20 protein-coding genes are annotated in these 24,372 nt (G+C 62.0%); 6 read left to right on the top strand and 14 right to left on the bottom strand.

What is annotated here, in order from left to right:
* Nucleotides 1-66 precede the first annotated feature (66 nt).
* Nucleotides 67-1,827 carry an IlvD/Edd family dehydratase gene (locus tag J2X42_RS12880; RefSeq protein WP_310165704.1) on the bottom strand — a complete coding sequence of 587 codons (1,761 nt, stop codon included), beginning with the start codon at nt 1,825-1,827 and terminating at the stop codon, nt 67-69.
* Between the two features lie 54 nt (nt 1,828-1,881).
* The gene (locus J2X42_RS12875; RefSeq protein ID WP_310165701.1) at nt 1,882-2,649 is read right to left on the bottom strand and encodes an SDR family NAD(P)-dependent oxidoreductase; all 768 of its coding nucleotides are present in this window, start codon (nt 2,647-2,649) and stop codon (nt 1,882-1,884) included.
* Nucleotides 2,650-2,834: 185 nt separating this feature from the next.
* Here J2X42_RS12875 and J2X42_RS12870 point away from each other — a divergent pair, with 185 nt between their 5' ends.
* Nucleotides 2,835-4,019 (top strand): Gfo/Idh/MocA family oxidoreductase, encoded by a 1,185-nt coding sequence (locus J2X42_RS12870; protein WP_310165699.1) that lies wholly within the window; start codon nt 2,835-2,837, stop codon nt 4,017-4,019.
* A 73-nt stretch (nt 4,020-4,092) separates the two neighbouring features.
* Here J2X42_RS12870 and trpB read toward each other — a convergent pair whose 3' ends face one another.
* The 11 genes from trpB to J2X42_RS12815 all read right to left on the bottom strand — a co-directional run bounded on the left by trpB (nt 4,093) and on the right by J2X42_RS12815 (nt 19,665).
* Nucleotides 4,093-5,415 carry a tryptophan synthase subunit beta gene (trpB, locus tag J2X42_RS12865; protein WP_310165781.1) on the bottom strand — a complete coding sequence of 441 codons (1,323 nt, stop codon included), beginning with the start codon at nt 5,413-5,415 and terminating at the stop codon, nt 4,093-4,095.
* Nucleotides 5,416-5,549: 134 nt separating this feature from the next.
* Entirely contained in the window at nt 5,550-6,905 is a 1,356-nt protein-coding gene (locus tag J2X42_RS12860; protein WP_310165696.1) for an aldehyde dehydrogenase family protein, read from the bottom strand.
* 90 nt (nt 6,906-6,995) lie between these two features.
* A complete protein-coding gene (gene iolD, locus J2X42_RS12855) occupies nt 6,996-8,945 on the bottom strand; it encodes a 3D-(3,5/4)-trihydroxycyclohexane-1,2-dione acylhydrolase (decyclizing) (RefSeq protein WP_310165693.1) in 1,950 nt (649 codons plus the stop codon).
* 184 nt (nt 8,946-9,129) lie between these two features.
* Nucleotides 9,130-10,263 (bottom strand): Gfo/Idh/MocA family oxidoreductase, encoded by a 1,134-nt coding sequence (locus J2X42_RS12850; protein WP_310165689.1) that lies wholly within the window; start codon nt 10,261-10,263, stop codon nt 9,130-9,132.
* Between the two features lie 83 nt (nt 10,264-10,346).
* Nucleotides 10,347-12,107, bottom strand: coding sequence for a hydantoinase B/oxoprolinase family protein (locus J2X42_RS12845; RefSeq protein ID WP_310165687.1), 1,761 nt, complete (start codon nt 12,105-12,107; stop codon nt 10,347-10,349).
* A 2-nt stretch (nt 12,108-12,109) separates the two neighbouring features.
* A complete protein-coding gene (locus J2X42_RS12840; protein WP_310165684.1) occupies nt 12,110-14,200 on the bottom strand; it encodes a hydantoinase/oxoprolinase family protein in 2,091 nt (696 codons plus the stop codon).
* Between the two features lie 30 nt (nt 14,201-14,230).
* Entirely contained in the window at nt 14,231-15,130 is a 900-nt protein-coding gene (locus J2X42_RS12835; RefSeq protein ID WP_310165682.1) for a fumarylacetoacetate hydrolase family protein, read from the bottom strand.
* A gap of 5 nt (nt 15,131-15,135) precedes the next feature.
* On the bottom strand, nt 15,136-16,428 hold the full coding sequence (locus tag J2X42_RS12830) for an aminotransferase class III-fold pyridoxal phosphate-dependent enzyme (protein WP_310165680.1): 1,293 nt from the start codon (nt 16,426-16,428) through the stop codon (nt 15,136-15,138).
* 20 nt (nt 16,429-16,448) lie between these two features.
* The gene (locus J2X42_RS12825) at nt 16,449-17,396 is read right to left on the bottom strand and encodes a C-terminal binding protein (RefSeq protein WP_310165678.1); all 948 of its coding nucleotides are present in this window, start codon (nt 17,394-17,396) and stop codon (nt 16,449-16,451) included.
* Nucleotides 17,397-17,609: 213 nt separating this feature from the next.
* The gene (locus J2X42_RS12820) at nt 17,610-19,412 is read right to left on the bottom strand and encodes a helix-turn-helix domain-containing protein (protein ID WP_310165676.1); all 1,803 of its coding nucleotides are present in this window, start codon (nt 19,410-19,412) and stop codon (nt 17,610-17,612) included.
* A 31-nt stretch (nt 19,413-19,443) separates the two neighbouring features.
* Nucleotides 19,444-19,665 (bottom strand): hypothetical protein, encoded by a 222-nt coding sequence (locus tag J2X42_RS12815; protein WP_310165674.1) that lies wholly within the window; start codon nt 19,663-19,665, stop codon nt 19,444-19,446.
* A gap of 148 nt (nt 19,666-19,813) precedes the next feature.
* On the opposite strand from J2X42_RS12815, the gene J2X42_RS12810 reads away from it, so the two are divergent.
* From J2X42_RS12810 to J2X42_RS12790, 5 genes are all read left to right on the top strand, one after another.
* Nucleotides 19,814-20,485, top strand: coding sequence for a TetR/AcrR family transcriptional regulator (locus J2X42_RS12810; protein ID WP_310165672.1), 672 nt, complete (start codon nt 19,814-19,816; stop codon nt 20,483-20,485).
* Between the two features lie 473 nt (nt 20,486-20,958).
* Nucleotides 20,959-21,747 (top strand): glucose 1-dehydrogenase, encoded by a 789-nt coding sequence (locus J2X42_RS12805; RefSeq protein ID WP_310165670.1) that lies wholly within the window; start codon nt 20,959-20,961, stop codon nt 21,745-21,747.
* 9 nt (nt 21,748-21,756) lie between these two features.
* Complete coding sequence (locus J2X42_RS12800; RefSeq protein WP_310165669.1) at nt 21,757-22,581, top strand: fumarylacetoacetate hydrolase family protein; 825 nt, start codon at nt 21,757-21,759, stop codon at nt 22,579-22,581.
* Between the two features lie 70 nt (nt 22,582-22,651).
* Entirely contained in the window at nt 22,652-23,095 is a 444-nt protein-coding gene (locus tag J2X42_RS12795; RefSeq protein ID WP_310165668.1) for a cupin domain-containing protein, read from the top strand.
* A gap of 185 nt (nt 23,096-23,280) precedes the next feature.
* On the top strand, nt 23,281-23,583 hold the full coding sequence (locus J2X42_RS12790; RefSeq protein WP_310165666.1) for a Dabb family protein: 303 nt from the start codon (nt 23,281-23,283) through the stop codon (nt 23,581-23,583).
* A gap of 73 nt (nt 23,584-23,656) precedes the next feature.
* Here the strand turns inward: J2X42_RS12790 and J2X42_RS12785 are convergent, their stop codons facing one another.
* Nucleotides 23,657-24,325, bottom strand: a complete 669-nt coding sequence (locus tag J2X42_RS12785; protein WP_310165664.1) for a TetR/AcrR family transcriptional regulator — start codon at nt 24,323-24,325, stop codon at nt 23,657-23,659.
* Nucleotides 24,326-24,372 lie beyond the last annotated feature (47 nt).

The raw sequence follows: 24,372 nt of genomic DNA, 5'->3' as shown, positions 1-24,372 counted from the left end.
TCCCCTTCCCGGGGCGCCTTTCAGGAGCAGCCCCCGTTTGTTCTTGCGTTTGGAGTTTGCTGCCGTTTACCAGCCGCCCTGCCAACCGCTCATCAGGCCGTACGGCAAGCGTTGTGGCTCCTCGTCGGGAAGGCCCTTGAGGAAGTCGAAGTCGCAGCCTTGGTCGGCCTGGTTCACGTGGTCGATGAAGAGCCGTCCGTAGCCGCGCCGGTATTTCGGTTCTGGAAGATTTAGTTCCGCAAGTCGCCTCTCGATCTCCTCGGCAGGGATGTCCAAGTCCAGGCGCTGGTTCTCAACATCGAGCACAATGGGGTCCCCGTCCCGGACAATCGCCAGCGGTCCGCCCACGGCGGCCTCGGGAGACACGTGCAACACTGTGGTCCCAAATGCGGTGCCGCTCATCCTGGCATCGGAAATGCGGACGATGTCGCGGATACCGCGACGGAGGAGCCTCTCGGGAATGGGCAGCATGCCCCATTCGGGCATTCCGGGAGCTCCTACCGGCCCGCTGTTGCGCAGGACCAAAACGGAGTCTTCGGTAATGTCCAACTCGGGATCGTCAATCCTGCGTCCCAGGTCGTAGATGTCCTCGAATACCACTGCTGAGCCCTTGTGCTGCAGCAGATCCTTGGACGCAGCACTCCGTTTGATGACCGCTCCGTTGGGCGCCAGGGAGCCGCGGACGACGGCGATGCCGCCGGAGGCATCGAAGGGGGCTGCGAGAGTACTGACGACGACGCCGTCAGGTTCGGGGGCCGAACTGTAGCCACTCTCGAGGGACTCCCCTGTGACTGTGATGGCGTCCTTGTTCAGCAGTGGCGCCAGTTCCTTTAGTACGGTGGAGATGCCGCCGACTTGGAACAGTTGCTGCACCAGGTACTCGCCGGATGGGCGGACGTTGACAATGCGAGGGGTCCGTTGGGAGATCTGGTGGAAGCGGTCCAAAGGCAGCTCGTAGCCGACGCGCCTTGCGAGTGCCAGGAGGTGCACCACGGCGTTGGTGGACCCGCCCACTGCCATCAGGAGGGTGATGGCGTTATCGAAGGCCTCTTTTGTAAGTATTTCGCTGGGCTTTGGCCCTTGAGACAGAGCCATCTCCACTGCACGGCGGCCGGTGGTTTCCGCCGCTTGGGCGCGACGCGCATCTACCGCAGGGATCGACGCTGTACCCGGCAGGCACATGCCGAGTGCTTCGACGAGGGACGTCATGGTGGAGGCTGTGCCCATCTCGCTGCAGTGTCCGGCAGATGGTTTCGCGGCGGACTCGAGCTCGTCGAAGTCCGCCTCGGTGATCTTCCCTGCCCGCAGCTCATCTGCGTACTTCCAGGTGTCGGTGCCTACCCCGAGCTGCTTCCCTCGGAAGTGTGCGGGCTCTTGGGGCCCGCCGGTCAGCATGATGGTGGGGACGTCCGCACTGGCGGCACCCATGAGCTGGGCCGGGACTGTCTTGTCGCAACCGCCCAGGAGCACGATTGCGTCCAGCGGGTAGGCGCGGATGGACTCTTCAACGTCCATGGCCATGAGGTTTCGGAACTGCATAGCCGACGGCTTCATGAGGCTTTCGCCCAGCGAGATGGTGGGGAATTCCAGCGGCAGTCCGCCGGCCATCAGGACACCGCGCTTGACGGCGTCTGCCAGCAGCTTGAAGTGGATGTTGCAGTTAACCAGCTCCGACCAGGAGTTGGCGATGCCGATGACCGGTTTGTCCTTGAGGGCAAAGCGCGAGAAGCCCTCGGCCTGGATTGCTGTGCGGTGAACGAATCCGGTGAGGTCGTGCGGCGCGAACCACCGCGCACTGCGGAGGTCCTTGTAGTTCGACTCTTCCATATCCTTTTAAGCTCCTTGGCTTGTTCGGTCTTGACAGGTAATTGGTGGCGTTTCCTACGCAGCTGATGTGCCGCCGTCGAACGCCATGCTGGTTCCGGTAGCAAAGGTTCCTTCGACGGCCAGGAAGTAGATTGCGGCGGCCACCTCGTCCGGCTCCGCGAGGCGCTTCAGCGGCACGGTGCTTTCCTTCAACCTCCGGGCCGCGAGCGGATCCGGCGCTGCTTCCAGGCCCGCCCGCACCATGGGTGTGTCAATCGGTCCAGGACAGACGGCGTTCACCCGTACAAGGGGCGCGAGTTCCAGCGCCAGGGCGCGGGTGAGTCCCACAACGCCGGCTTTGGACGCGCAGTAATGAACAAGCCCCGGCACGCCCATGGCGGCGAGGTCGGAGGCCACATTGACAATCGAGCCTCCCCCGGACCGCCGCATATGGAGCGCGGCCTCCTGTGCTACGTAAAAGGTGCCGGACAAGTTCGTCTGCAGCACTTCCTGCCAGTGGTCCTCGGTGAGGTCCTCCAAAGCAACATGCCCGGCTACGCCCGCAGCGTTGACCGCTACGTCCAAACCGCCCAGTGCGTGGATCGCACTCCGGACGGCGTTCCTGACTGCGTCAGCATCGGAGACATCGGCGACCACGGTGTGGGCATCGGCGCCGATCTCCGCAGCCACGCGCTGCAGCTCCGCAGAACGCCGTCCCAGCAGCGCCACCCGAGCACCGCGTTTCGCGAAATGCTTTGCCGTCGATTCCCCAACGCCGGAGGTTGCACCAGTGATGAGAACCCGAAGGGGTTCCGTTCGAAGTTGTTGGTCGCGGTCCATCATCGGCGACGGGCTCCTCTTGCTTGGCAGTGGCTGGCTAGTACGTTCCACTAAAACAGCGCTCCCCTGTCTCCGGCTGTCTCACATTGAGACACAGAGCACGCAGCCAGCGTCCATAGGCTGATCAGCAGATGCCGCCAGTCTGCGGCACAGCACCGCCGGACAGCGGCAGAGACTAAGGAGTGCTCTTGGAACAGCAAAACCGCATTGGGGTTGGCTTGATTTCGGTCGGATGGATGGGGAGGCTGCATTCGCGCGCGTACCTGGCAACCAAGCAGTTCTTTCCGGAACTGCCGCGACATCCTGAATTGGTGATTGCCGCGGACCCCGACGACGCTGGCCGCCATCATGCCGAAGACGCACTCGGCTATAAGGAAACGGCCACGGATTACCGCAAGGTGCTGGAAAACCCGGAAGTGGACGTTGTGTCCATATGCTCTCCCAACTTCCTCCACCACGAAATAGCACTTGCCACCATCGAGGCTGGCAAGCACTTCTGGATTGAGAAGCCCATGGGCCGCAGCGCCCAAGAATCCCGCGAGATTGCACAAGGCGCTGAGGCCGCAGGGCTCATCACTTCAGTCGGGTTCAACTACAGGCACGCCCCGGCAGTGGCGGAAGCCCGCAGGCTGATCCGGTCGGGAACACTTGGCAAAATCACCAACGTGCAGATCCGTCTCCTCACCGGATACGCCTCGGATCCAAGCCAGGTATTCACCTGGCGCTATGAGCAGGCCCGAGCAGGATCCGGCGTCCTTGGCGACGTCCTCAGCCATGGCTTCGACCTCGCCCAGTTCCTGGTGGGCCGCATAACGTCGCTGAATGCCGTGACGGAGACCTTCATCAAGGACCGGCCCCTGCCGGCGGGAAACTCCTCGAATTCATTCGACATGGGCCAGGCCTCGGACGTCACCCGGAAGGTGGAAAACGAAGATTACACGGCCATGCTGGCCCGCTTCGAAGGCGGTGCTATCGGCATGTTCGAATCCACGCGCGTGGCCATCGGACCCCATGCCGAATACATCATCGAGGTCTACGGCACTGAAGGTTCCCTGCGGTGGAACTTCGAGCGCATGAACCAGCTTGAGCTCGCCACGGACCGCAGCGGCTACCGCACCATCATGACACCGCCGTCATTCGGCGAGTTCGGCCGCTTCCAGCCCGGCCCCGGGCCCGGAATCGGATTCAACGATCTCAAGACCATTGAGGCGGCGCTTTTCCTGCGTTCAGTTGCGGAAGGAAAGCAGCTTGGTCCCTCCGTCGCGGACGGATGGTCAGCCTCCGAACTCGTGGATGCCTCGTTGCGCAGCGCGGGTTCCGGCGACTGGGTCGAGATCCCGGAAGTCTCGGGGAATACGACCTACCAGGCCTGAGCCCACAACCCGCCATTGCCGAAGAGGGAGGCCGGATCGCGATGATCCGGCCTCCCTCTTCTGCAATAACTGTCTACTGCTCTTTGCCGGCAGCGGCCTCGTCTGAGTCCTGGTTCGCAAGATCAAACCACTCCGCAGCGGTCGCCACGTCCTTGTCACCCCTCCCCGATAGGTTCACGATCACCACCTTTTCGTTCACGTTGCTCGCGCCCCCATCTTCGGTTGCCATCCGCTGTCCCACCTTGATGGCACCGGCAAGTGCGTGAGCGGACTCGATCGCGGGGACTATTCCCTCGGTGCGGCACAGGAGACCGAACGCTTCCATGGCTTCGCTGTCTGTGATCGGCTCGTAGGTGACCCGCCCGATGTCAGCCAGGTAGGAGTGCTCGGGCCCGACACTGGGGTAATCCAGTCCTGCAGAAATGGAATGCGACTCGATGGTCTGACCGTCGTCATCCTGCATCAGGTAAGACCGGGCACCGTGCAGGACACCCGGCAGACCGAGAGTAATCGGGGCCGCGTGCCTACCGGTTTCTACGCCGGCGCCACCAGCTTCGAAGCCATAGATCTTCACTGCGGGGTCATCCAGGAAACCGTGGAAGATACCGATGGCGTTGGACCCGCCGCCAATGCAGGCGCAAACCGCATCCGGCAGCCGGCCGGTCCGCTCCAGTATCTGTTTGCGGGCTTCGTCACCGATAACTTGATGGAAGTACCGGACCATCGCCGGGAACGGGTGGGCGCCGGCTGCCGTCCCCAGGATGTAATGAGTGCCGTCAACGTTGGCCACCCAGTCCCGGAGGGCTTCGTTGATGGCATCCTTGAGAGTTTGGGACCCAGTGGTCACCGGTATCACCGTGGCTCCCAAGAGTTTCATCCTAGCCACGTTCAGCGCCTGCCGGCGGCAGTCCTGGGCACCCATATAGACGACGCATTCGAGGCCCAGCAAGGCTGCGGCGGTGGCACTTGCCACACCGTGCTGGCCTGCGCCCGTCTCGGCGATTACACGTGTCTTGCCCATCCGCATGGCAAGGAGCGCCTGGCCCAGCACATTGTTTATCTTGTGTGAGCCGGTGTGATTCAGGTCCTCGCGCTTGAGGAAAATCCGGACGCCGCCGGCGTGCACTGCAAAGTTTTGGGCCTCGGTCAGGGGGGACGGCCGGCCCGAATAATTCTCGTTGAGGTCCTCGAGACGTGCGATGAAGTCCGGATCGGCTTTGGCCTTCTGGAACGTGTCCTCGATTTCATCGAGGGCGGCGATCAGTGATTCTGGCATCCATCGGCCGCCATAGCTGCCGAAGTAGGGTCCTGGGGCAAGGCGCAGCGAGGCGCCGTCCCGTGTCCAGGACGCATGGGCTCGATCCTCGTCAGAACCGGTTGCTGGCGAATTGGTCATCAGCCTTAACATCCCCTGTTCGTCGTCGTCATTGATGTCCGGCACCATTCGCCCGCGCGGCGTGCTGGCGAATGGTGCCGAGGCTGGGTAGAAGCTCTTTCCGCAACCGTTCCCCGCACAATGCCTAGATTGCGCTATTTCGCGAAGCGGAACAGTTTTTTGTTAGCGAACTCCAGCATGCCTACTTTGCCCAGTTCACGTCCGTAGCCGGATTTCTTGACACCACCGAACGGAACATCGGCCCCGCTGAGGTCGTAGGCGCCAACGAAGACCATTCCGACGTCGAGCTGGTTGCCGACGCGCTCAGCGCGCTCACCATCGTCGCAGATCAGTACAGAACCTAGACCGTAGGGCGATGAGTTCGCGAGCTTGATGGCTTCCTCGTCGCTGCTGACCTTGTAGAGCTGCGCCACGGGGCCGAAGAGCTCTTCGCTGTAGATGTCCATGGAGGGAGTGATGTTGGTGATCACTGTCGGAGTGAAGACGTTGCCCTGGGGCTGGTTGTTGCCCACCAGGATTTCGGCGCCCTGGTCGAGGGCTCCCTGCACTTGCTCCTTGAGGAATTTGGTGGCTGAATCAGAAGAGAGCGGACCGAAATCACCGTTCTCGTAGGATTGGCCGGCGATAGCGGCTTTGAACTTCTCTGAGAATTCATCGAAGTACTTGTCCAGCACCACGATCCGCTTGGAACCATTGCAGGACTGGCCTGTGTTGCCCATCCGGCCCATGACGGCCTTCCTAACAGCTTGGTCCACGTCATCGGTGTCCAGCACAATGAACACATCAGCGCCGCCGAGTTCCAGCACGCACTTCTTCAGGGCACGCCCGGCCTGCTCGGCCACGATCGCTCCTACCTGCTCCGAACCCGTGAGGGAGACCCCTTGGACGCGGTCGTCCGCGATGATGTCCGAGATCTGCAGGTGAGTGGCAAAGAGGTTGACGTAGGCGCCCTCCGGAAAGCCTGCATCGCGGAAGAGCTCCTCCAGCGCGAGTGCCGACTCCGGACACTGGCTTGCGTGGCGGACAATGACGGTGTTGCCCAGGATGATGTTGGGGATGGCGAAGCGTGCCACCTGATAGTAAGGGTAGTTCCACGGCATGATGCCGAGAATCACGCCCACGCCTTGGTACCGGAAGAAGCTCCGCAAGCCGTCGGCAACCTCAAGGTCTTCATCCGCGAGCCATTCCTCCGCGTGCTCGGCGAAGGCTGCGGCGATGGCGCCGGAAAACTCGGCCTCCCCTACTGCCTGCTGCAGGGGCTTGCCCATCTCACGGTTGATGATGGCCGCAAGTTTGTCCTTGCGCTCCACAAACAACTCGGCCAGGCGCTTGGCAAGAGCTGCCCGTTTAGCCACGGTGGTGGTGCGTGACCATTCCTGGTACGTCTTCTGCGCTGCGCTGAGGCCTGCTTCGACCTCTGCGCCTGTGGCCGCCGGGTACTGCGCGTGGGTGGTTCCCGTGGCCGGATCAATAACGGCAAATGCGCTCATGGTGGATACTCCTTGTCAGAAAATTCGAAACGGGATTTGCCCCGTAATACGCCGGGCGGGGCCGCAGTGTGGCGGTCCCGCCCGGTGCGCCTAGCGCGCGTCAGGTGCGGTCGTAGCTGCGTAGAAGCGCTGGCGGGCACGGCCTTCCAGGTGCTTCGCCGTCCCCTCCTGGCTGCCCGGACGCTGCGAGGTCATGGGAACTCCAACATCCCAAAAAGCGCCGGTGCCCGACAGGTAGCGCCAAGGCTCCACACGGGCCACGATCACTGCGGGGCCGTCCGCTTCCCTGGCCTCCGTGAGCGCCGCCTGGAACTCCTCAATTGTGGAGGTGGACCAGGCTGCACAGCCCATGCTGGCAGCGTTGGCCGCAATGTCGAATTCCAGAATTGCTCCGTCGAGGCGACCGGACTCCTTACTGCGTTCCCGGTACTGGGTACCAAACTCGCGGCCAGGGCCGCCCTTCGACACCTGGAGCGGCCAAATGCACTGGTGCCCGCGGTTGTCGATCACGATGGTGATGATCTTCTTCCGTTCCTGTACCGCCGTGACCAGCTCGGTAGGCTGCATGAAGTAGGTGCCGTCACCGATCAGGACGTACACCTCGCCTGGTGCGTCCCCGCGGGCGATCCGGTAGCCGAGGCCTGCCGGGATTTCATGGCCCATGCAGGAGTTGGCGTACTCGAAGTGGATCTCGGTGCCGTTGGACGGATCCCAGGCCTTGTGGATGCCTTCAACCACACCGCCAGAGCCCAGGATCAGGGCGTCCTGGCTGGTTGTCGTGCGGTTCAGCACATCGATCACCTGGGCCTGGCTCATGTTCTCACCGGGGAATGCCTGAAGGTCGCGCTTGCGTACCTCGAAGGTGGCCTTCCGGGCGTCCGCGATGTCGCTGCGGAAGTCATCGGACGTGCCATAGTGAACGGCTGCGAGGCGTTCCCGCAGCGAGGCAAGGGACAGTTTGGCATCGCCAATGACGGGGAATGAGCCCATCTTGTGGGCATCGAATGAGCCAACGTTGAGGTTCACGAACTTCACGTTGGTGTTCTGGAACAGTGAGTGTGATGCAGTGATGAAGTCTTGGAGGCGTGAGCCTACAGTGATGACAACATCCGCGCCGTCAGCGATTTCGTTGGCCCCCACCGTGCCGGTCACGCCGAGGGCGCCCAGATTGAGTTCACTGACCGGGCCGCTTCCCTTGCCCGCGTAGGTCTCGGCCACCGGGATGCCGAACTCGGCGCTGAAGCGTGCCAGCTCCTCCTGCGCCTTCGAGTAACGGACCCCACCACCTGCGATCAGCAGGGGGCGCTCGGCGTTCGCAATGATTTCGGCAGCATCGCGATACTCGTCCTCCACCGCCGGACGACGACGGATGTGCCATACACGCGGGGTAAAGAATGATTCCGGGAAGTCGAATTCTGCACCTTGGATGTCCTGTGGCAGACAGACCACAACTGCGCCGGTTTCCACGGGATCGGTAAGGACACGCATGGCCTCAGGGAGGGTGGACAGCAGCTGGGCCGGGTGAGTGATCCGATCGAAATAGCGGCTGACGGGACGGAAGCAGTCGTTGGCAGAGACATCCCGTTCTACCGGGTGTTCGATCTGCTGCAGCACAGGATCACCAAAGCGGTTATTGATGATGTCCGCTGGGAACAGGAGCACCGGAAGCCGGTTGGTAGTTGCCGTGGCGGCACCGGAAACCATGTTCGTGGACCCTGGACCTGCAGACGCTGTGCAGGCGAGGGTTGCTGTGCGGTTGGAAGCCTTCGCGAAGCCAATGGCCGCGTGGACCATTGACTGCTCGTTCTTGCCTTGGTAGTGGGGGAAGTCCACGCCATACTCGTCGATTCCCTGCGCCATGCCGACGGAATTGCCGTGTCCGAAGATGCCGTACATGCCGGCGACCAGGCGCCTCCGTTCACCGTCCAATTCGCTGTATTGGACCTGAAGGTATTCAACGATTGCTTGTGCTACAGTGCGGCGGCGGACGGCCTTGATGTCGACCTCGGTGCCGGTGTCAGCAGCGGCTGTGCTTGTCATGCGATCTCCTAAATTCGTAGGTGCGTCGGCATTTGCAAACCGATTCGCCCGAACATCAGGTTTTCACTGCGGCGAGGCCCTGGTGTGTCCCAGTTTGATACGCGTCCTGCCCAGGGGGCACAAAAACAGCAGCCGACGGCGGCACGTAAGTACCGCCGTCGGCTGCTGTTGTTTTATGGGCTTTTTAGTCGAAGCGGTAAGGCTCCTGGGGTCCAACCGACGGCAGGGGCCGCGGCCGCTCGCAGGTGCTTTCAATCTCGATGTGACGGCCTTGCTCTGACGACGTTTCAAAGGCGAGGAGGACTTCCAGCACGTGGTAGGCGAAATCGCCGCCGGTACGCGGCTCCACACCCTTGCGGATAGCGTAGCCGAACTCGGCCAGACCGATGCCCCGGTAGGCGTCATCTCGGTGGGTGATGGGCGTTTCCCGCCAATCACCGCCTCCGGGAGGAGTCATGTCCAACGCCAGGTCACCGGGCTCGCCACGGCGAAGCACGGGCGCCCCGGAGAAGTGGTCCGGGTTTGGTGCCGCCAGCGAGCCGCCCGTTCCGTAGATCTCCAAGTGAGGCAGATTGTGGTTCCAGATGTCCCAGCTGACAATCACTGTAGCGGTCGCGCCTGACTCGAAGTCGAGGGTGCCGGTGACGTGCGTTGGGGTCTTGATCTGGATAACTTCGCCCTCTTTGCCGGGACGGGGCCGGGTCTCTGATGAACGTGGCGTTGTTGCAGAAACCCGCCTGACCGGGCCGAAGAAATTCACAAGGTTCGTGATCAAGTACGGCCCGATATCAAGCATTGGGCCGGCTCCGGGACTGTAGAACGGGTCGACGTTGGGGTGCCAGTGCTCGTAGCCGCGGCATGCGAAGGACGCGAAGGCAGCCACGGGCTCGCCGATCCAACCGTCGTCGATGAGCTTGCGGCTGGTCTGCATGCCGGAACCGAGGAAGGTGGTGGGAGCGGACCCCACTTTCACCCCAGCCTCGCGGGCGGCGTCCAGGATCTGGCGCGCTTCCTCCAGGGAGGTGGCAAACGGCTTTTCCGAAAGGACGTGCTTACCTGCGGCGATGGCTTGGAGAGTCACGGGCGCATGGAGCTTCGGCGGGGTGAGGTTGAGGACCAGCTCTACCTCGTCAGCGGCCAGCAGTTCGTCCGGGGTGAGGGCCTTGGGAACCGAATATTCAGCTGCCCGGGCTTTCACGGCCTCCGCGTTAACGTCTGCCAGTGCCACGACGTCGACGTCCGGGTGGACGCCGATCTTGTCCAGGTATTGGTTGAGAACGTTTCCGACGCCGATAATGCCGACTCGAATGGGTTCCATGTGGATCTCCGTCAGTAGTTGGTGAAACCTTCCGGGGCGAGGAATATACCCCGCCCCGGAATCAGTTGCTAGGGCTGGTACTTCTAACTGGCCAGACGCTCTTGGCGGGTCTTTGCCGTGGCCGCTTCGTCAATGGCGCCTTCGGTGATCACGACGCCGTATTCGGCAACCGCCGCTTCGAGGGAAACCCTTGATTCACGGTAGTCATCGAGGACCGCCAAGACGTCACGTTCGAGCGGGTCCCCGTATCCGCCACCACCCGGAGTGATGGACACTACCTTTTCGCCGGACTGCAGATCGTAGCGGCCCACCACGGGGATCTCGCGGCGTTCGCCGGTCTTGAGGTCTTCAACCCAGGCCGACGGTACAGCGCCATCGTGCCCGCCCCGGACGCCCTTGGGTGGGTTCAGTTTGCCCTCAATGCCGTAGGTGATGGTCACGCTTTCGGCCCGGGGTTCCATGGTGACCCGCGTCGCCAGTCCGCCCCGCTGCCTGCCGGCTCCGCCGGAGTCGGCAATCAGGGTACGTTCGTGGACCAGGATCGGGTAGCGCTGCTCGTCTACCTCAACGCTGTCGTGGTAGAGAAGTGCTCCACAGACGGGCCGCTGGTAGGTCGGCCAGCCATCAACGAATGGCGTTGCGGGACCGCCGACGCCACCGACCAGGATCTGATTCACATAAGCGTTGCCGTTGCGTTCGTCGATTCCGGAGATGACTGACTTTGCGGGTGCCTGCCCGGCAGCTCCCTCGGCGGTGCCGTAGCCGTCGTCGATCTGCGAAAAGGCGGCTTGGACAAGGTTCACGACTCGGTCTGCCAGGTTGGTGGTGCCTGATGAGCAGGAGAAGGGATGTTTGGGGACGCCGACGGCGCAGCCGTCACGCAGCAGCACCTCTATCCTGCGGAAAGTTCCAGCGTTGCTCGGCAGGTTCTCCGGGATGCCGGACAGGATGCCAGCCAGCGCCGCACCTGTCGCCGTCGCCCTCGTGAGGTTCAGGCCGTTGGGAAGGTTGTCCGGATTGTCCCGCAGGTCGATGGTGATCTTTCCCTGTTTGGGCTTGACCTCGATGGTTGCCTGCAGGGGCACGCCATCGGGGCCGGTGCCCGGGAACGGGTCGTGGGCGGTGGTCCCGTGCAGGACGTACTCGGGCAGCGTCTCGATGGCGCTGGCGGTGAGGCGCTCGGAGTAGTCGAACCAGGCGTCCACGAAGTCCACCAGGTCTTCGACGCCGAATTTCTCGGCGAGTTCGTGGATGCGGCGCTCGGCGATCCGGGAGGCCCCCACCGAGGCGAGGTAGTCGCCGTACCACTGGTCCGGTACGCGGATGCGGGACCGGCACATGCGGATGATGTCGTCGATGTCAGTGTAGTCGCGCTGGACCCGTACACAGGGGAAGATCAGGGCACCTTCCTCGTAAACGTCACGGGCTGTGGCGAAGAACGTAGTGGGCAACGAGTTGCCGCAGTCGGCCTGGTGTGCCTTGGTGACGGCGGTGAAGAGGTGCCGCCCGTGGATGAAGATCGGCACCAGAATCACGTGGTCGGCTGCGTGCGAGTTCCCGCGGTAGGGGTCGTTGTGCAGGAAGGCATCGCCTTCCCGGATCTCGTCATGCAGTTCGACCATGTCTTCGCCGAGCGGGCCGGCTCCGAAGACGTGCACGGGGACGCCTTCCGCCGCGGCGAGCAGCTGGTTATCTGCTGTCAACACGGCGCAGGAGAAATCGCGGGCGGTGTTGATGACGGAGGAACGGGCCGAACGCAGCAGGCCACTGGTCATTTCGCGGACAATGCCGTCAAACGCGTTGGCAAGAACCGAGAGCTTTACGGGATCAAATTCGCGCGTCACGGTTACGCCTCCTTACGGGTGAGGTAGATGTTGGATCGTTCGTCGAGAGTGGCGTTCCACTCCGGAGGCACGACGATGGTGGTTGTGGGCTGGTCGATGACAGCGGGACCAACGATTTTGTCCCGCGGTGCGAGCGTGACGCCGCGGTACCGCTGGGTGCTGAAACTTTCGCCGCCGAACACGATGGAGTCTGTGCGGTGGACTTCGGTGGTAATGCTGACCTCGGCCCTGTCCTTGGTATGCTCGGGCCTCGGGATTTCCACCCGGACACCCCACGTGATGATCTCCACGCGGCTGTCCGAATCGTGGGTTCCGTTGCGGCGGTCGTGCTCTTCGTGGAAAGCCCGCTCAATGATCCCTGCAGCATCACCTGCGGTGTCGGGGGCCGTATCCAGGTATACCCGCAAATCCCATGCCTGGCCCGGGTAGCGCGCGTCGACGAAGTAGGTGACATTGGGTGCATCGCCCACACCGTCGAAGCGCTCGACGAAGGCGTTCGCCTTGCCCGTCAGGTCCTCCACCGCGCGGGAGGCAGACCCTGCGTCGAAACTGCGCGTGTCGTTGTGCAGCGGTGAGAGGAATTCCGTCGCGATCGGGGCGCGATGGGCACCGTAGGCGGCGAGCACACCGGCCGTCGCCGGTATCAGTATTGTGTCGGTTTCAAGCAGCACGCCGATTGTGGCGGCCACCATGGCCCCGGCGCCGCCGCCGGCTACGATGAGCGCGCCGCGCGGATCCACGCCGTGTTCCAAGGATGCCTGCCGGATCGCCGTGGCCATGTGGTTTGCCGAGACGTCCAAAATGGCCTGTGCGGCCTGCAAGGTGTCCATGTTCAGTGGGCCTGCGATGCGGGTATCAATGGCACGGACCGCTGCCTCGCGGTCCAGCGTGAACCCGCCTTCAAAGCCATCTGCGTCAAGGTAACCCAGCGCGACGCAGGCGTCGGTGACCGTAGGTTCCTCGCCACCGCGACCGTATGCGGCCGGGCCAGGAGTGCTGCGGGCGCTCTGCGGGCCCACACGGAGCAGGCCGCCGCCATCGATCCACGCAATGCTGCCGCCACCGGCACCAATGCTTGTCACGGCCACAGAGGATAGACCGGTGAGGTGTCCTACGAAGGGCTCACCCAGCCAGGCTTCCCGGGTGTGGCGGACAACGCCCTCTTCAACCAGGGACACGTCGAAAGTGGTGCCGCCCATATCGCAGACCACTACCGTGTCCCGTTCCGGAGCAGCTGCCGCGCCCACAAGCGGTGCCATGGACGGTCCGGAGTTCAGCAGCAGTACGGGCCGGTCCAGGACATCCACGACGTCGAGCACCGCACCTTCAGAGGTGACCACCAGCAGGTCACCGCCAAAACCGTACTCCTGGAGGTCGGAGCGCAGCTTGCCCAGGTGGTCAGCCATCAACGGCTTGAGGGAGGCGTCGATCGAGGCTGCCGAGGAGCGGCGGTATTCGCGGATGGTCGGGTTGGCCTCGTTGGACAGCGTGTACGGGACACCCGGCAGGATCTCCTGGATGAGTTCGGCGACGCGCTTCTCGTGGGCGTCGTTGATGATCGACCACAGGAAGGACACGGCCACCGCTTCGATTCCCTTTTCCCTAAAGGAACCCAGAACCTCACGGACCTGCTCTTCATCCAACGGCACGAGGAGATCGCCTTCAGCGGAAATGCGTTCGGTGATCTCAAAGGTCAGGTGTCGGGGAATGTAGGGCGGCGGGTAGGCAGCCTTGGAGTCAAACGCGTCCCGGCGGCCACCCTCACGGAGCAGCAAAGTGTCGGCGAAGCCGTCCGTGGTCAACAGGGCCGTCTTGGCTACCTTGCCCGTCAGTACTGCGTTGGTGGCGTGCGTGGTGCCGTAAACGATCACATCCGCGTGGCGCAGGACGTCATCCCCGCTCCAGCCAACCGATTCCGCGGCCCGGCGCACGGAGGCTTCAAAGCCGGTGAAGACGCGGTCGTAGGTGGTTAATGCCTTGCCAACCGCCATGTCGCCTGTATTCGATCCCACTACCACGTCCGTGAACGTGCCACCGGTATCGACGGCGATGCGGTACCTCGCTTCACCTGGTTGTGTCTGTACTTCACTCATGGGTCTTCTAACTTTCGTAGAGTTGGAGGGTTATAGCTCGGGTTTGCCGACGAGGTTGCGGAGCAGCCCCACCTTGTTGATCTCGATTTCCACCGTGTCGCCCGGCTCAAGCCAGACGGGAGGATTCCGCTTGGCACCAATGCCTTGTGGGGTACCGGTGGCAATGACGTCTCCCGGTTCGAGGGTGAGGAAGCTCGACAAGTAGGAGACGATGCGGGCGACGGAGAAGATTTGATGCCGCGTGTTGGAACGCTGCACTTCGATGCCGTTCACCCGCGTCGCAAGGTCAAGTGTCTGCGGGTCTCCCACTTCGTCCAGGGTCACCAGTGCCGGACCCCAAGGAGTTGAACCGTCAACAGCCTTGCCCGCAAGCCACTGGGTTCCCCGGTACTGGAGATCACGTGCCGTGACATCGTTCAGCGGGGCCAGGCCTGCGACGTAGTCAAGTGCTTCGTCCTCGGAGACCTCGCTCGCCCGGCGGCCAATGACCACGGCAACTTCCCCCTCGAAATCGAGGTTATCGCTGACCCGGGTACCGCCGATTTCGTCCTCGGGGCCCACCATGGTGGAGGCGAATTTTGCGAACACATCCGGATATTCGGGGAAGGCGCGGCCAGTTTCCGCCACGTGGTCCTTGTAATTGAGACCGATGCAGAGCACCTTGGCCGGGTCCGGCACCGGGGTGGTCAATCGAACCTCGGAACGCGCCCCGACGCGGGCCGCCGGATCCTGCGCAGCGAGGGCAGACAGCTCAGCCGAGATCGACGCAATCCGGTCGCCGTAGAGCTCAAGGAATTCACGGACGGACGTGGTTGAACCCTTGACTGCCCCACTCGAAGCCTGCAGGAGAAGCTCGAGGTCGTGGACAGAGTCGTCAATTAAGACCCCACCCCGGATACCGGATTCGTGTTCGTAAGAGATGATTTGCATATTTCCTATTTCCCGTCTTCCGTGAGGGAAGGTTTCCCGGCTACTGCGAGCACAGCATCGGCGAGACGATCCGCGATATCGGCCGCGACTTTCTCGTCCATGGGCGTTGATAATGAGAGAAGATTGGCCGGCGAGCCGAGCAATCCCCGCTCGTACGAAGCCCACCAGAGCTTGTGCTGGGTCGTTTCGTCGACTTTCTCTGCGCCGGCAGGAACCGCGCGGAGCAGGGAACCTCGGCCGCGCACTTCCCAGCCGGCGTCGGCGATCTTCAAGTTCACAGCGTCTCGCGTGGTATCACCGAGGTGGTTGAGCCTCTTTACTTCCTCTTGGGTGAAGAGGCGTAAGGCAACGGCTCCGGCAGCCATGCTGACCGGATTCCCGGAGAAAGTGCCGCCGTGCGGCAAGCTGCCTGGACGGGTCGGATCCACTTCGGCCATCAGCTCGGCCCGGCCGGCCACAGCGCCGACGGGGAAGCCGCCGCCGATCAACTTGCCTGTGGTGAGCAAGTCGGGGGAAACGCCGTATTCACCACTGAAGCCGTTGAATCCCAGGCGCAGACTAATGACCTCGTCGATGATCAGGACAATCCCGTACTGCGTCGCGAGCTCACGGGCCGTGCGCACGAAGTCCTCGGAGATCCTGAGGAGACCTGCCCTGTTGGGCAGCAGGTCCAGGATGATGGCGGCGTAGGAGTCCGGTGCAGCTTCAACCTCTTGACGCAGCACGTCGACGTCGTTGAGGGGCACCGCAGTGACGTCGTTGATCACACCCCGCGTCACTCCCCGCTGATATGCCGGTCCGCCAGGGACCAAGGCCACTTCGGACGTTCCGTGGTAGCCGGCCTTGGTGACGATTACCCGTTCGCGTCCAGTGCTTGCCCGGGCGATGCGGATTGCGGACATCACGGCCTCGGTGCCGGAGTTGGCAAATCGTACTTGGTCAAGATCGGGCAGGCGGGACAACAGGAGGTCTGCCAATTCCCACTCGTAGAGGTTTGGGATTCCCCAGCTGGCGCCGGCGGTGAGTGCCTTCGTCGCGGCCTCGGTGATCTCGGGATGCGCGTTGCCGTGGATCAGCGATGTGAAGTTGTTGTTCGCGTCGATCAGCTCATGGCCGCGGTCATCCCAGACGCGGTAGCCCTCGCCGCGGATGGCATACGGGCTCGGGGCTCCTGTGTAATACGTTGATCGGCCGTAGCCGCCCGGGAGCAGGGGGTAGCCTCGGGGTCCCCTGCGAAGATGTGGATCCTCCGCGGGGTGGCTCTCCGTGGCCTTTTCCAGGTGGTTTCGTGTTCCCAATTGGTTCTTCTCCAGTCTTTTCAGTTCACGAGGTCGATGAGCGGTTGGCCGGTCAGGGCCAAGCGGACCCGTTCCACGGCACCGTCCTGCAGCGCGCCCGTCGAGCGGTTGGAGCGCCAGGCGATGTGGGGAGTGAGAATGGTGTTGGGCGCTGAGCGCAGCGGGTGCCCGTCACGCAGCGGCTCTTCGGCGAAGGTGTCGATGCCGGCACCGGCAATGTGTCGCGAGGTCAGTGCGTCGGCTAGAGCCGATTCATCGATGAGGCCGCCGCGGGAGACGTTGACCACCACGGCGCCCTTCCGCATCCGCCCCAGGACATCCCCTGAAAGGAGGTTTGCCGTGTCTGCGGTCAGCGGCAGGTGCAAGGAGACGACGTCGGAGTTCTCGAGGATGTCTGCCAGCCCGGTCAGCTCGACGAAGCTGTCGGTAACGAACGGATCGTAAGCTCGCACACGGGCTCCAACTGCCTGGTACATCCGGGCCACATGCTGGCCGATGCGGCCCATCCCAAGTACACCGACCTCGAGCTCGGACAGTACAGGCGTGTCGTAGCCGATGGTTCCGGCCCAGCCGAGCTCCCGGATCGACGCATCACCCGCAGGCAGCCTGCGGGCCAACGCCAAGCCCATGGCGAAAGCGTGCGAAGCTACTTCCTCCGAAGCTGTCCCCGGGACAATCGACACCGGGATACCGGCCTCGGTGGCAGCGGCAACGTCGATGTTGTCGTAGCCGATTCCGTACCTGATGACCGCCTTGCATTTGGACATTACAGGGAAGTCCACAGCTGTAAGTTTCGCGTAGGGCGTGATCATCACAATGTCGGCTTCGGGAAGTCCTTCACGGAAGGATTCGGTGTCGGCAGCCGTGTTGAGTATGTAACCGAACTCCTTCGCGAGCGCGTGCTCGCGGTCCAGGTTCGGAAAGTGATGGGGGGCCACAAGAATGGTTCCCTGGGCATCGCGGGTCATAGTCGTCGTCCTATTCGTTTTGTACCCTCTTTATCTGCCTAGCACTCCTTGGGGAGGGTGCCGGTGTCCGGGTGATTTCAAGTAGAACGCGATATGAGCAGGCCCATCCGTACCAGATCGAGACACCCGGATGGGATACTGTCCGGGCACCGCGGGGGGCAGCAGAAAGCAGCCAGCCACCCGGGGTGGCCAGCTGCTTCAAAGGGTTTCGAACTAGAGGTCGAACCCTCTGCTGCGGAAGTAGTCCATCCGGCGGTAGAGGGTGGAGCGGCCAATCTGCAAGGTTTCTGCCGCCAGGCTGCGGTTGCCCTCGGCTTCCTGGAGGGCTGTACGGAGTTCGCTGAGCTCGGCGTCCTCCAGCCGGGACAACCGGCCCTTGGTCAGGACCCGGTGGAACCCCTGCGGGAGGTCATCCACCGTTACTTCTGCGCCGCTGGAACGTTCAACAGCATTGGATACCACAGCCCGCAGCTGGTCGATGTTCCTGGTCCAGTCTGCGTGCGTCAGTGTTGTGATGAGCCGGCGGGACAGCCTGCGGTCCCCCATCTCTTCGGCGATCGCGTTTGCGAGTGGCGGGATGTCTTCCCTCCTGTTGCGCAGGGGCTCAACCGAAATCTCCAGGACATCGAACGCTTCGGAGAGAAGCAGGGTGGCATCCGTGGGGCGCGTGATGGTGAATGCGAGTTTGGTGGAGGAGTTGCCCCGGAGGTTTCTGGCCAGCTCGGCGGCCTCGTTTTGTGAGAGTTCGTCGGCATGTTCAATGATGAGGGTTGACGGCAGTTCGGTTGATACGCGGTGGATAACATCCCGGAGTTGAGGATTTCTGAGCGCACCACCCCTGGCGTCTACCACCATCTGCTCGCCACGCAGTGAGGCTATGGCGCCGGCAAGTCGGCGCTTCCCGCTGCCCAGTTCACCGATGACAACTACCGAGCGTTCCTGCTCTACAGCTTTGCGGGCCAGGTCGAGGGTGCGCTTGAACCCCATGCTCGTCCCGTCCAGATGCTTCATTAGCCGGTCCACGGTGTCCGGCAGGGACGTTTCCGGCTTGTCCGGCATACTGCTCGGTGCGGAGACACGCTCCTTGACAGGTGAGTGTGGCCGGACGACAACGATTGCACCGACGTTGGCCGCCGAGAGGGTGACTGGTGAAACTTCCAGGGTGGAAGGCCCTGGCCCCTGGAGCGATACTTCACAGTTCAGTTCCCGGCCGGAGGACATCACAGCTTTGGCGTAGCCGGAAATAATCGAGAGGTCGCTGTCTTCCAACGTTGCCGTTGCGGAGGCGTTAAGAAGGGAGTTCTTTCCATCGAGGGCAATGACGGCACGGTTGCCCCTGCGGCGGGAGACCGTCAAATATTCACTCAGTAGCGCCCGTTCCTTGGATGACGTCCGGACCTCGATGTCGCGTTCAATCCGTGAGGCAACCCCCTCGAGCATCAACAACGTGGATGACGGCTCCAGCGTGGAAACCCGGCTGGCGGGCAGAGTGAGCCCGATGACAGCCCGAACCCTGTTGTGGAAGGGATCCCGGACCAGGGAAGCGAAGCACCAGTTGCCCCGCATGTCCTCGCGGAAGTGCTCCTCCGGTGCAAGCCAGACACCGCGTCCTTCTTCCAGGGCCAGGCCTTCACCGTTGCTCCCACAGCTCTCCTCCAGCAGTGAATACCCGGCAGGAAAGCCGTCATCACGCAGGAAGTCTGCTTTGACCAGTACACCGTTGGGCGCTGTCAGGTTCACGTAGCCACCAAGGTCAGCGGCAACTTCATCGAGTTTCTGCAGGTGTGGACCGGCCGCCTGAATGGTGTATTCGTCCACTCGGCCCTCGTCAAAGAATCCTCGGTCCGCTACAGCGTCTACACCGGCAGCCCGGCTTCTGTACCAGGAGCGCGCCACGATGGGCCGGATTCCGGTGAGGTCGGCGTGGGGCTGCATGAGGAAGAGTTCGCGCACCCGGTCTGTTTGGCGCAGTGACTCATGCGGCAGCCAAGGGGAAAGTACTTCGGCAGAGGCCATGTCAGACACGTTCCTTCGTGGAGTGGAGAGTTCAGGAAACGACGGCGTTACCACCGCGGCGGGAAGCGAACCACTTGATTCCCCAGCGCTTGCCCTTAGAGCGGAAGGCCTGCTGAGCGTGCCAGTTTGCGTTGTGGGCCGCGTCGTCTTCCAACGCCCTGGCATTGATATAGGCGGCAATCATGCCCGAAAGACCGCTTCCGAGGATGATGTTTTTCCGAGAGGCCCCCAGGCTCGTGTTTTCGGTGACCATTGTTCTGCTCTTCCCGCTCATACAGCATGAGTAACGGCGGCAGCGGTGCTGCTTTGCGCCATTTCCAGCCTACCTAACTAACAGACGTTAGGGAATAGCGCACGACGAGAAACGCCTCTGCGCCTAACGCCTGTTAGGATGACGCGATATGAGCTCTATGTCGCACGAAGCTGCTCGTGATGCTTTTGAACTTCGGCTGAAGGAATGGAACTGGGCGGGGCAAAAAGCTGCCCGGCAACACATCCTTGAAGCGTTTCTCGAACTTGCGATCGCCAACGGGTTCAACTCCGTAACGATGCGGACCATAGCCAATGCCGTCAACATCAAACCGCCAAGCCTCTACTCGCACTTCCCCGAGGGAAGGGAAGAGATCGTCGCCGAATCACTGCGGTGGCATTTCCACCGGTTCGGCGTAGCCCTGCTCGAAGCAGTCAGCCAAGCTAGCGATGCGGATCAATTCTGGGACGCTATGGTCAGGCTCCACTTCACACGCCAGGTGCGGCTGCCGGAAAGCAACCTCTGGGACCTGCTCGTGGCGACAGACAGAATGGCCGGCATTCTGCCCAAAGACCTGCGCGACCAGGTATACCACTGGGTCGCGCTGCACGAAAGCATGTATGTCGCAGCCGCGCAGGACATGGGCTGCGCCGATGCCGTGAACCACGTCAAGGTCGTGATAACACTGCTCGAGGGGGCGACGCGCTGGGCACCACGGGAATGCGGCGACGCGGAACTTGCAGAACTGGCCGACCGGGCCGTTGTGCTCTCCCGGGCAATTCTCGCCGTGGACTTCGCAGCGAGCAGGTCTGCAAGTCGGTAGAAATGCTGGGACAGATGCGCCCCACTTCCCTCCGACCTCCGGTGGCACCGACTCTGGCTAATACGTATATATGCTGCCGACCAAGGGTCCGCTGCCAGTAGGTGAAGATTTTGTACACAAGCGGGTCCGCATGGGCGAGGAGAAATGCGGGCGTCCGTCCACAGGCACTCCCTAAGACCGCGTATGGATAGAACGTTGTCCTCGGGGTCGCCCAAGGAAACGTGAGGGTCCGGCGGGCTCCTTCGAGCGCGCCCCCGTTACCTGCTGGAAGTAACTGTAAGGATCCCGGAAAGTTGCTGCATCGTCATACTCACTGAGCAGTGGCACGCGACGCCTTTCCACCCTAGGGCAAGATTTTTTGGAATGCCGCTGCTTTTTGACGTGATGTTTGCTACATTGCTGCCTAACGTTAGTTAGCAAAACTGGCGTTTTTGGCAAAGCGGCGCAGCGAGGCGCGGAAGGAAGGGCTTCTCATGGCTGGAAGGCTTGAAGGCAAAGTTGTTGGAATCACTGGCGGTGCGAGCGGCATGGGTCTTGCGTTTGGTGAGGCCTTCGCTAAGGAAGGTGCGAGGGTCCTGGTTGTGGACCTAAACGAGGACGCTGCAAAGAAGGCCGTCGAGGGCATTGTTGAGGCCGGCGGCGCAGCTGCATACGCCGTCGCCGATGTTGTTGACCGTGCCCAAGTCCGGGCAGCTGTCCAGACGGCAGTCAACAAGTTTGGCCGCCTGGACGTTTGGTTCAACAATGCGGGCTTCAACGCCCCAATGCAGTTCCTGGACATCACTGAAGAGAACTTCAGGAAGGTCCTGGACATCAATGCTTTGGGTGTGCTGATCGGCACGCAGGAGGCGGCGAAACAGATGGTTGAGCAGGGACAGGGCGGGAAGGTGATCAACACTTCCTCGATTGCCGGCCGTGAAGGGTTCCCAACCTTCGCACCCTACAGTGCCTCCAAGGCTGCCGTTATTTCCCTGACGCAGTCGGGGGCCAAGGCATTGGCCAAGCACGAGATCACTGTCAACGCCTTCGCACCCGGCGTTGTTGCCACTCCACTGTGGGACAAGCTGGATGAAGACCTATACGCGATCGGTGACATCGAGAGCCGGGGCACGGCGCTCAATGAGTACGAAAAAGGGATCATCCGCGGCCGGATGGCGCACCCGAAGGACATTGTTGGCACGGCGCTATTCCTGGCCTCCGCGGACTCGGATTACATGACAGCCCAGTGCATCATGATTGACGGCGGCATGACCCTGGTTTAGGAGGCCTTCTTGAAGCTCGGTACCATCCGGGACGGCGATCACAGCCGGGCTTTCCGGCAAAACGAAACCGGCACTTACTACTATGACCTGCCGGACGTGGGGCAGCTCCTCAACACTCCTGAGTGGACTTCACTTCCGGCCCGGCAGGGAGAATCGCCGGCTCCGGAAGACATGTTGGCTCCGATCACCAGGCCGGGTAAGACCATCTGCGTGGGGCTGAACTACTACGATCACGCAGAAGAAGTAGGCAAGGGTGTTCCTGAAGTGCCAACGCTATTTAGTAAGGTCTCCACCGCATTAACGGGGCCGCGGGCGGGCATCAGTCTCCCAGGCTTGAGCACGGAAATCGACTGGGAAGCCGAACTTGCAGTTGTCATCGGCAAACGGATCAACCAGGCCAACGAGCATCAGGCTTACGAAGCCATCGCCGGTTACACGGTCATCAATGACGTGAGCGTCAGGGACTGGCAACGCCGGACTTCGGAATGGTTCCAAGGTAAGAACTTCGACAAATCCACACCCCTGGGACCGGTCATCGTCACCCCCGACGAAGTCGCCCCGAAAGACGGCCTACGAGTCGAAACCCTCGTGAACGACAGAGTGGAGCAGTCGGGCAACACATCCGACCTGATCTTCAGCGTCACCCAACTTGTCGTCTACATCACCCAGTTCCTGACGCTGGAGCCCGGCGACACCATCGCCACGGGTACACCCGGAGGTGTCGGCTTCGTGAGGAACCCACCCCGTTACCTGCACTCAGGGGACGTGATGACCACCCGAATCGAAGGAATCGGCGAACTGCGCAACACCATCCACATCGAAACGGATCAATGAGATCGCCGTCAACACGACAGAGATTCCCACCAACACGGCACGACCAGACACACTTAGGAAGGATAAGACCATGACCGAACAACGCACCACCGACTATAAGCGTCCCAGCGTGCAGAAGGCGGACGAACTGCCATTTCTGGACCAGGACCAGACTTCCCAGGCACGCCGCTACGCGGGCGTGACGCCAAGAAACACCGAGGCCGAGCACCTATGGTTCGGAAAGGTGTACACCGCGGTGGGCGAAGCCTCGGACCCGCATCATCACGGCATCGCCGAAACAGGCGGGTACGTTTTGCAGGGCAGCGCCTTCCTCCGCTTCGGGGAACGATTCGAGGAAATCGTCTACGCCGATGAGGGAGACTTCATCTTCGTTCCCCCGCACATGCCGCACATCGAAGGCAACGCAAGCCGCACCAAGGAACTGATCTGGCTCACCACAAGACAGCCCGACAACATCGTCGTCAACCTCCACGACCAGGACGTAGCCGATATCGAAATCGACTACCGCGACTAATACGCACGACCGGACACCATCACGTGCCCGCGCCCCCTGCAGGCTTCACATCCTGCCAGGGGGCGCACCTCGTTCTACCCGGACAGACGTCCGTGGTGAAAACACCAAGCGGGCAGGGGCCTACCGCTCCACCGCCCAGGCCCAGGCCCAGGCAAAGCACCAACTGCTCAAAGAGAAGAGAGATAATGATTCAGCACGTCGTTGCCTTCCGGCTAAGTGCGGAGGACGCGGAGGGCAAACACCAGCAGTCCACTTTGGCCCAAGCGGAACTGTGGAAACTGGACAGCGGCAAAATCCCCGGCTTGCTCGCCCTTCAGGTTCGCCCCGATCTGGGCAAGGACAGCACCCACTGGGATTTGGTCCTTGTGTCCCACCATGAATCTGAGTCCGCCTTGGCGGACTACATGGCCCATCCTCTTCACATTGCCGTGGCGAAGGAAGTAGCCACGCATGTCGCCGAGAAGGCCATTATTGATTCGGCTCTCTGAGCCCAAAACAAAGGGGTCGGCCCCGAACACGTCAAAGTGTCCGGGGCCGGCCCTTGCTGTCGCTGGTTCGGGTTTAGGTGGTGCTGCTCAGAAGGTGCGCCTCCAGAGTGGACCGGGAAGTCCGTATGGCAGCATCTGCGATGCGGTCCACCTCATCCGCGTCCCCGGTCCAGTGACTCCAGGAGTGGACTCCGTCGAGCGTCGTGATAACGATCGATACAGCCAGATCAATGTCGCCTTGATATCCCAAATCCACGGCAGCTCCCTTGAACAAGGCAGCGTTCAGGTCAACGAGATGGTTTATGTCCTGGCGTGTTTCGGCCGGGAGGAACTGGGTGATCCGGTCTGTAGCCAGTATCAGGTCAAACATGTCATTTTCGGGGTCCTGCAGCTGCCGACGCACATGCTGGTCGACCAGTGTGGTCCAGAAGTCCAACGCATCCGTGGTGGCTTCAACGGCTTCGATGGTCCCCTTGGCAAACTGGTAAAAATGCCAGCGGAGTGCTGCGTTCACCACTTCCTCCCGGCCGCCGGGAAAGTGGCTGTACAGGCTTCCGGCCTTCATGTTTACGTGCCTCGCCAGTCCCCGCATAGTCACTGCCGTGTAGCCCTCGGTGGTGACAATGCGCAGGAATGCGTCCAGAATGAGCCGCTTTCCTTCAGTTAGCCTCGACCAGTCGAAGGTGGCGATCTCCTTCCGCAGAACATCAAGGGCCTGCACGCGCTGCGCCGTTTCTTGCATTTCACTCCTGAATTTGTGTCATCGATGGTCCTTGTCCTGGCCGTGCC

It is taken from the genome of Arthrobacter sp. BE255 (assembly GCF_031457335.1).
GTDB lineage: Bacteria > Actinomycetota > Actinomycetes > Actinomycetales > Micrococcaceae > Arthrobacter.
The sequence above is the reverse complement of the archived record's forward strand: the minus strand, read 5'-3'. Positions and strand labels throughout refer to the sequence as shown.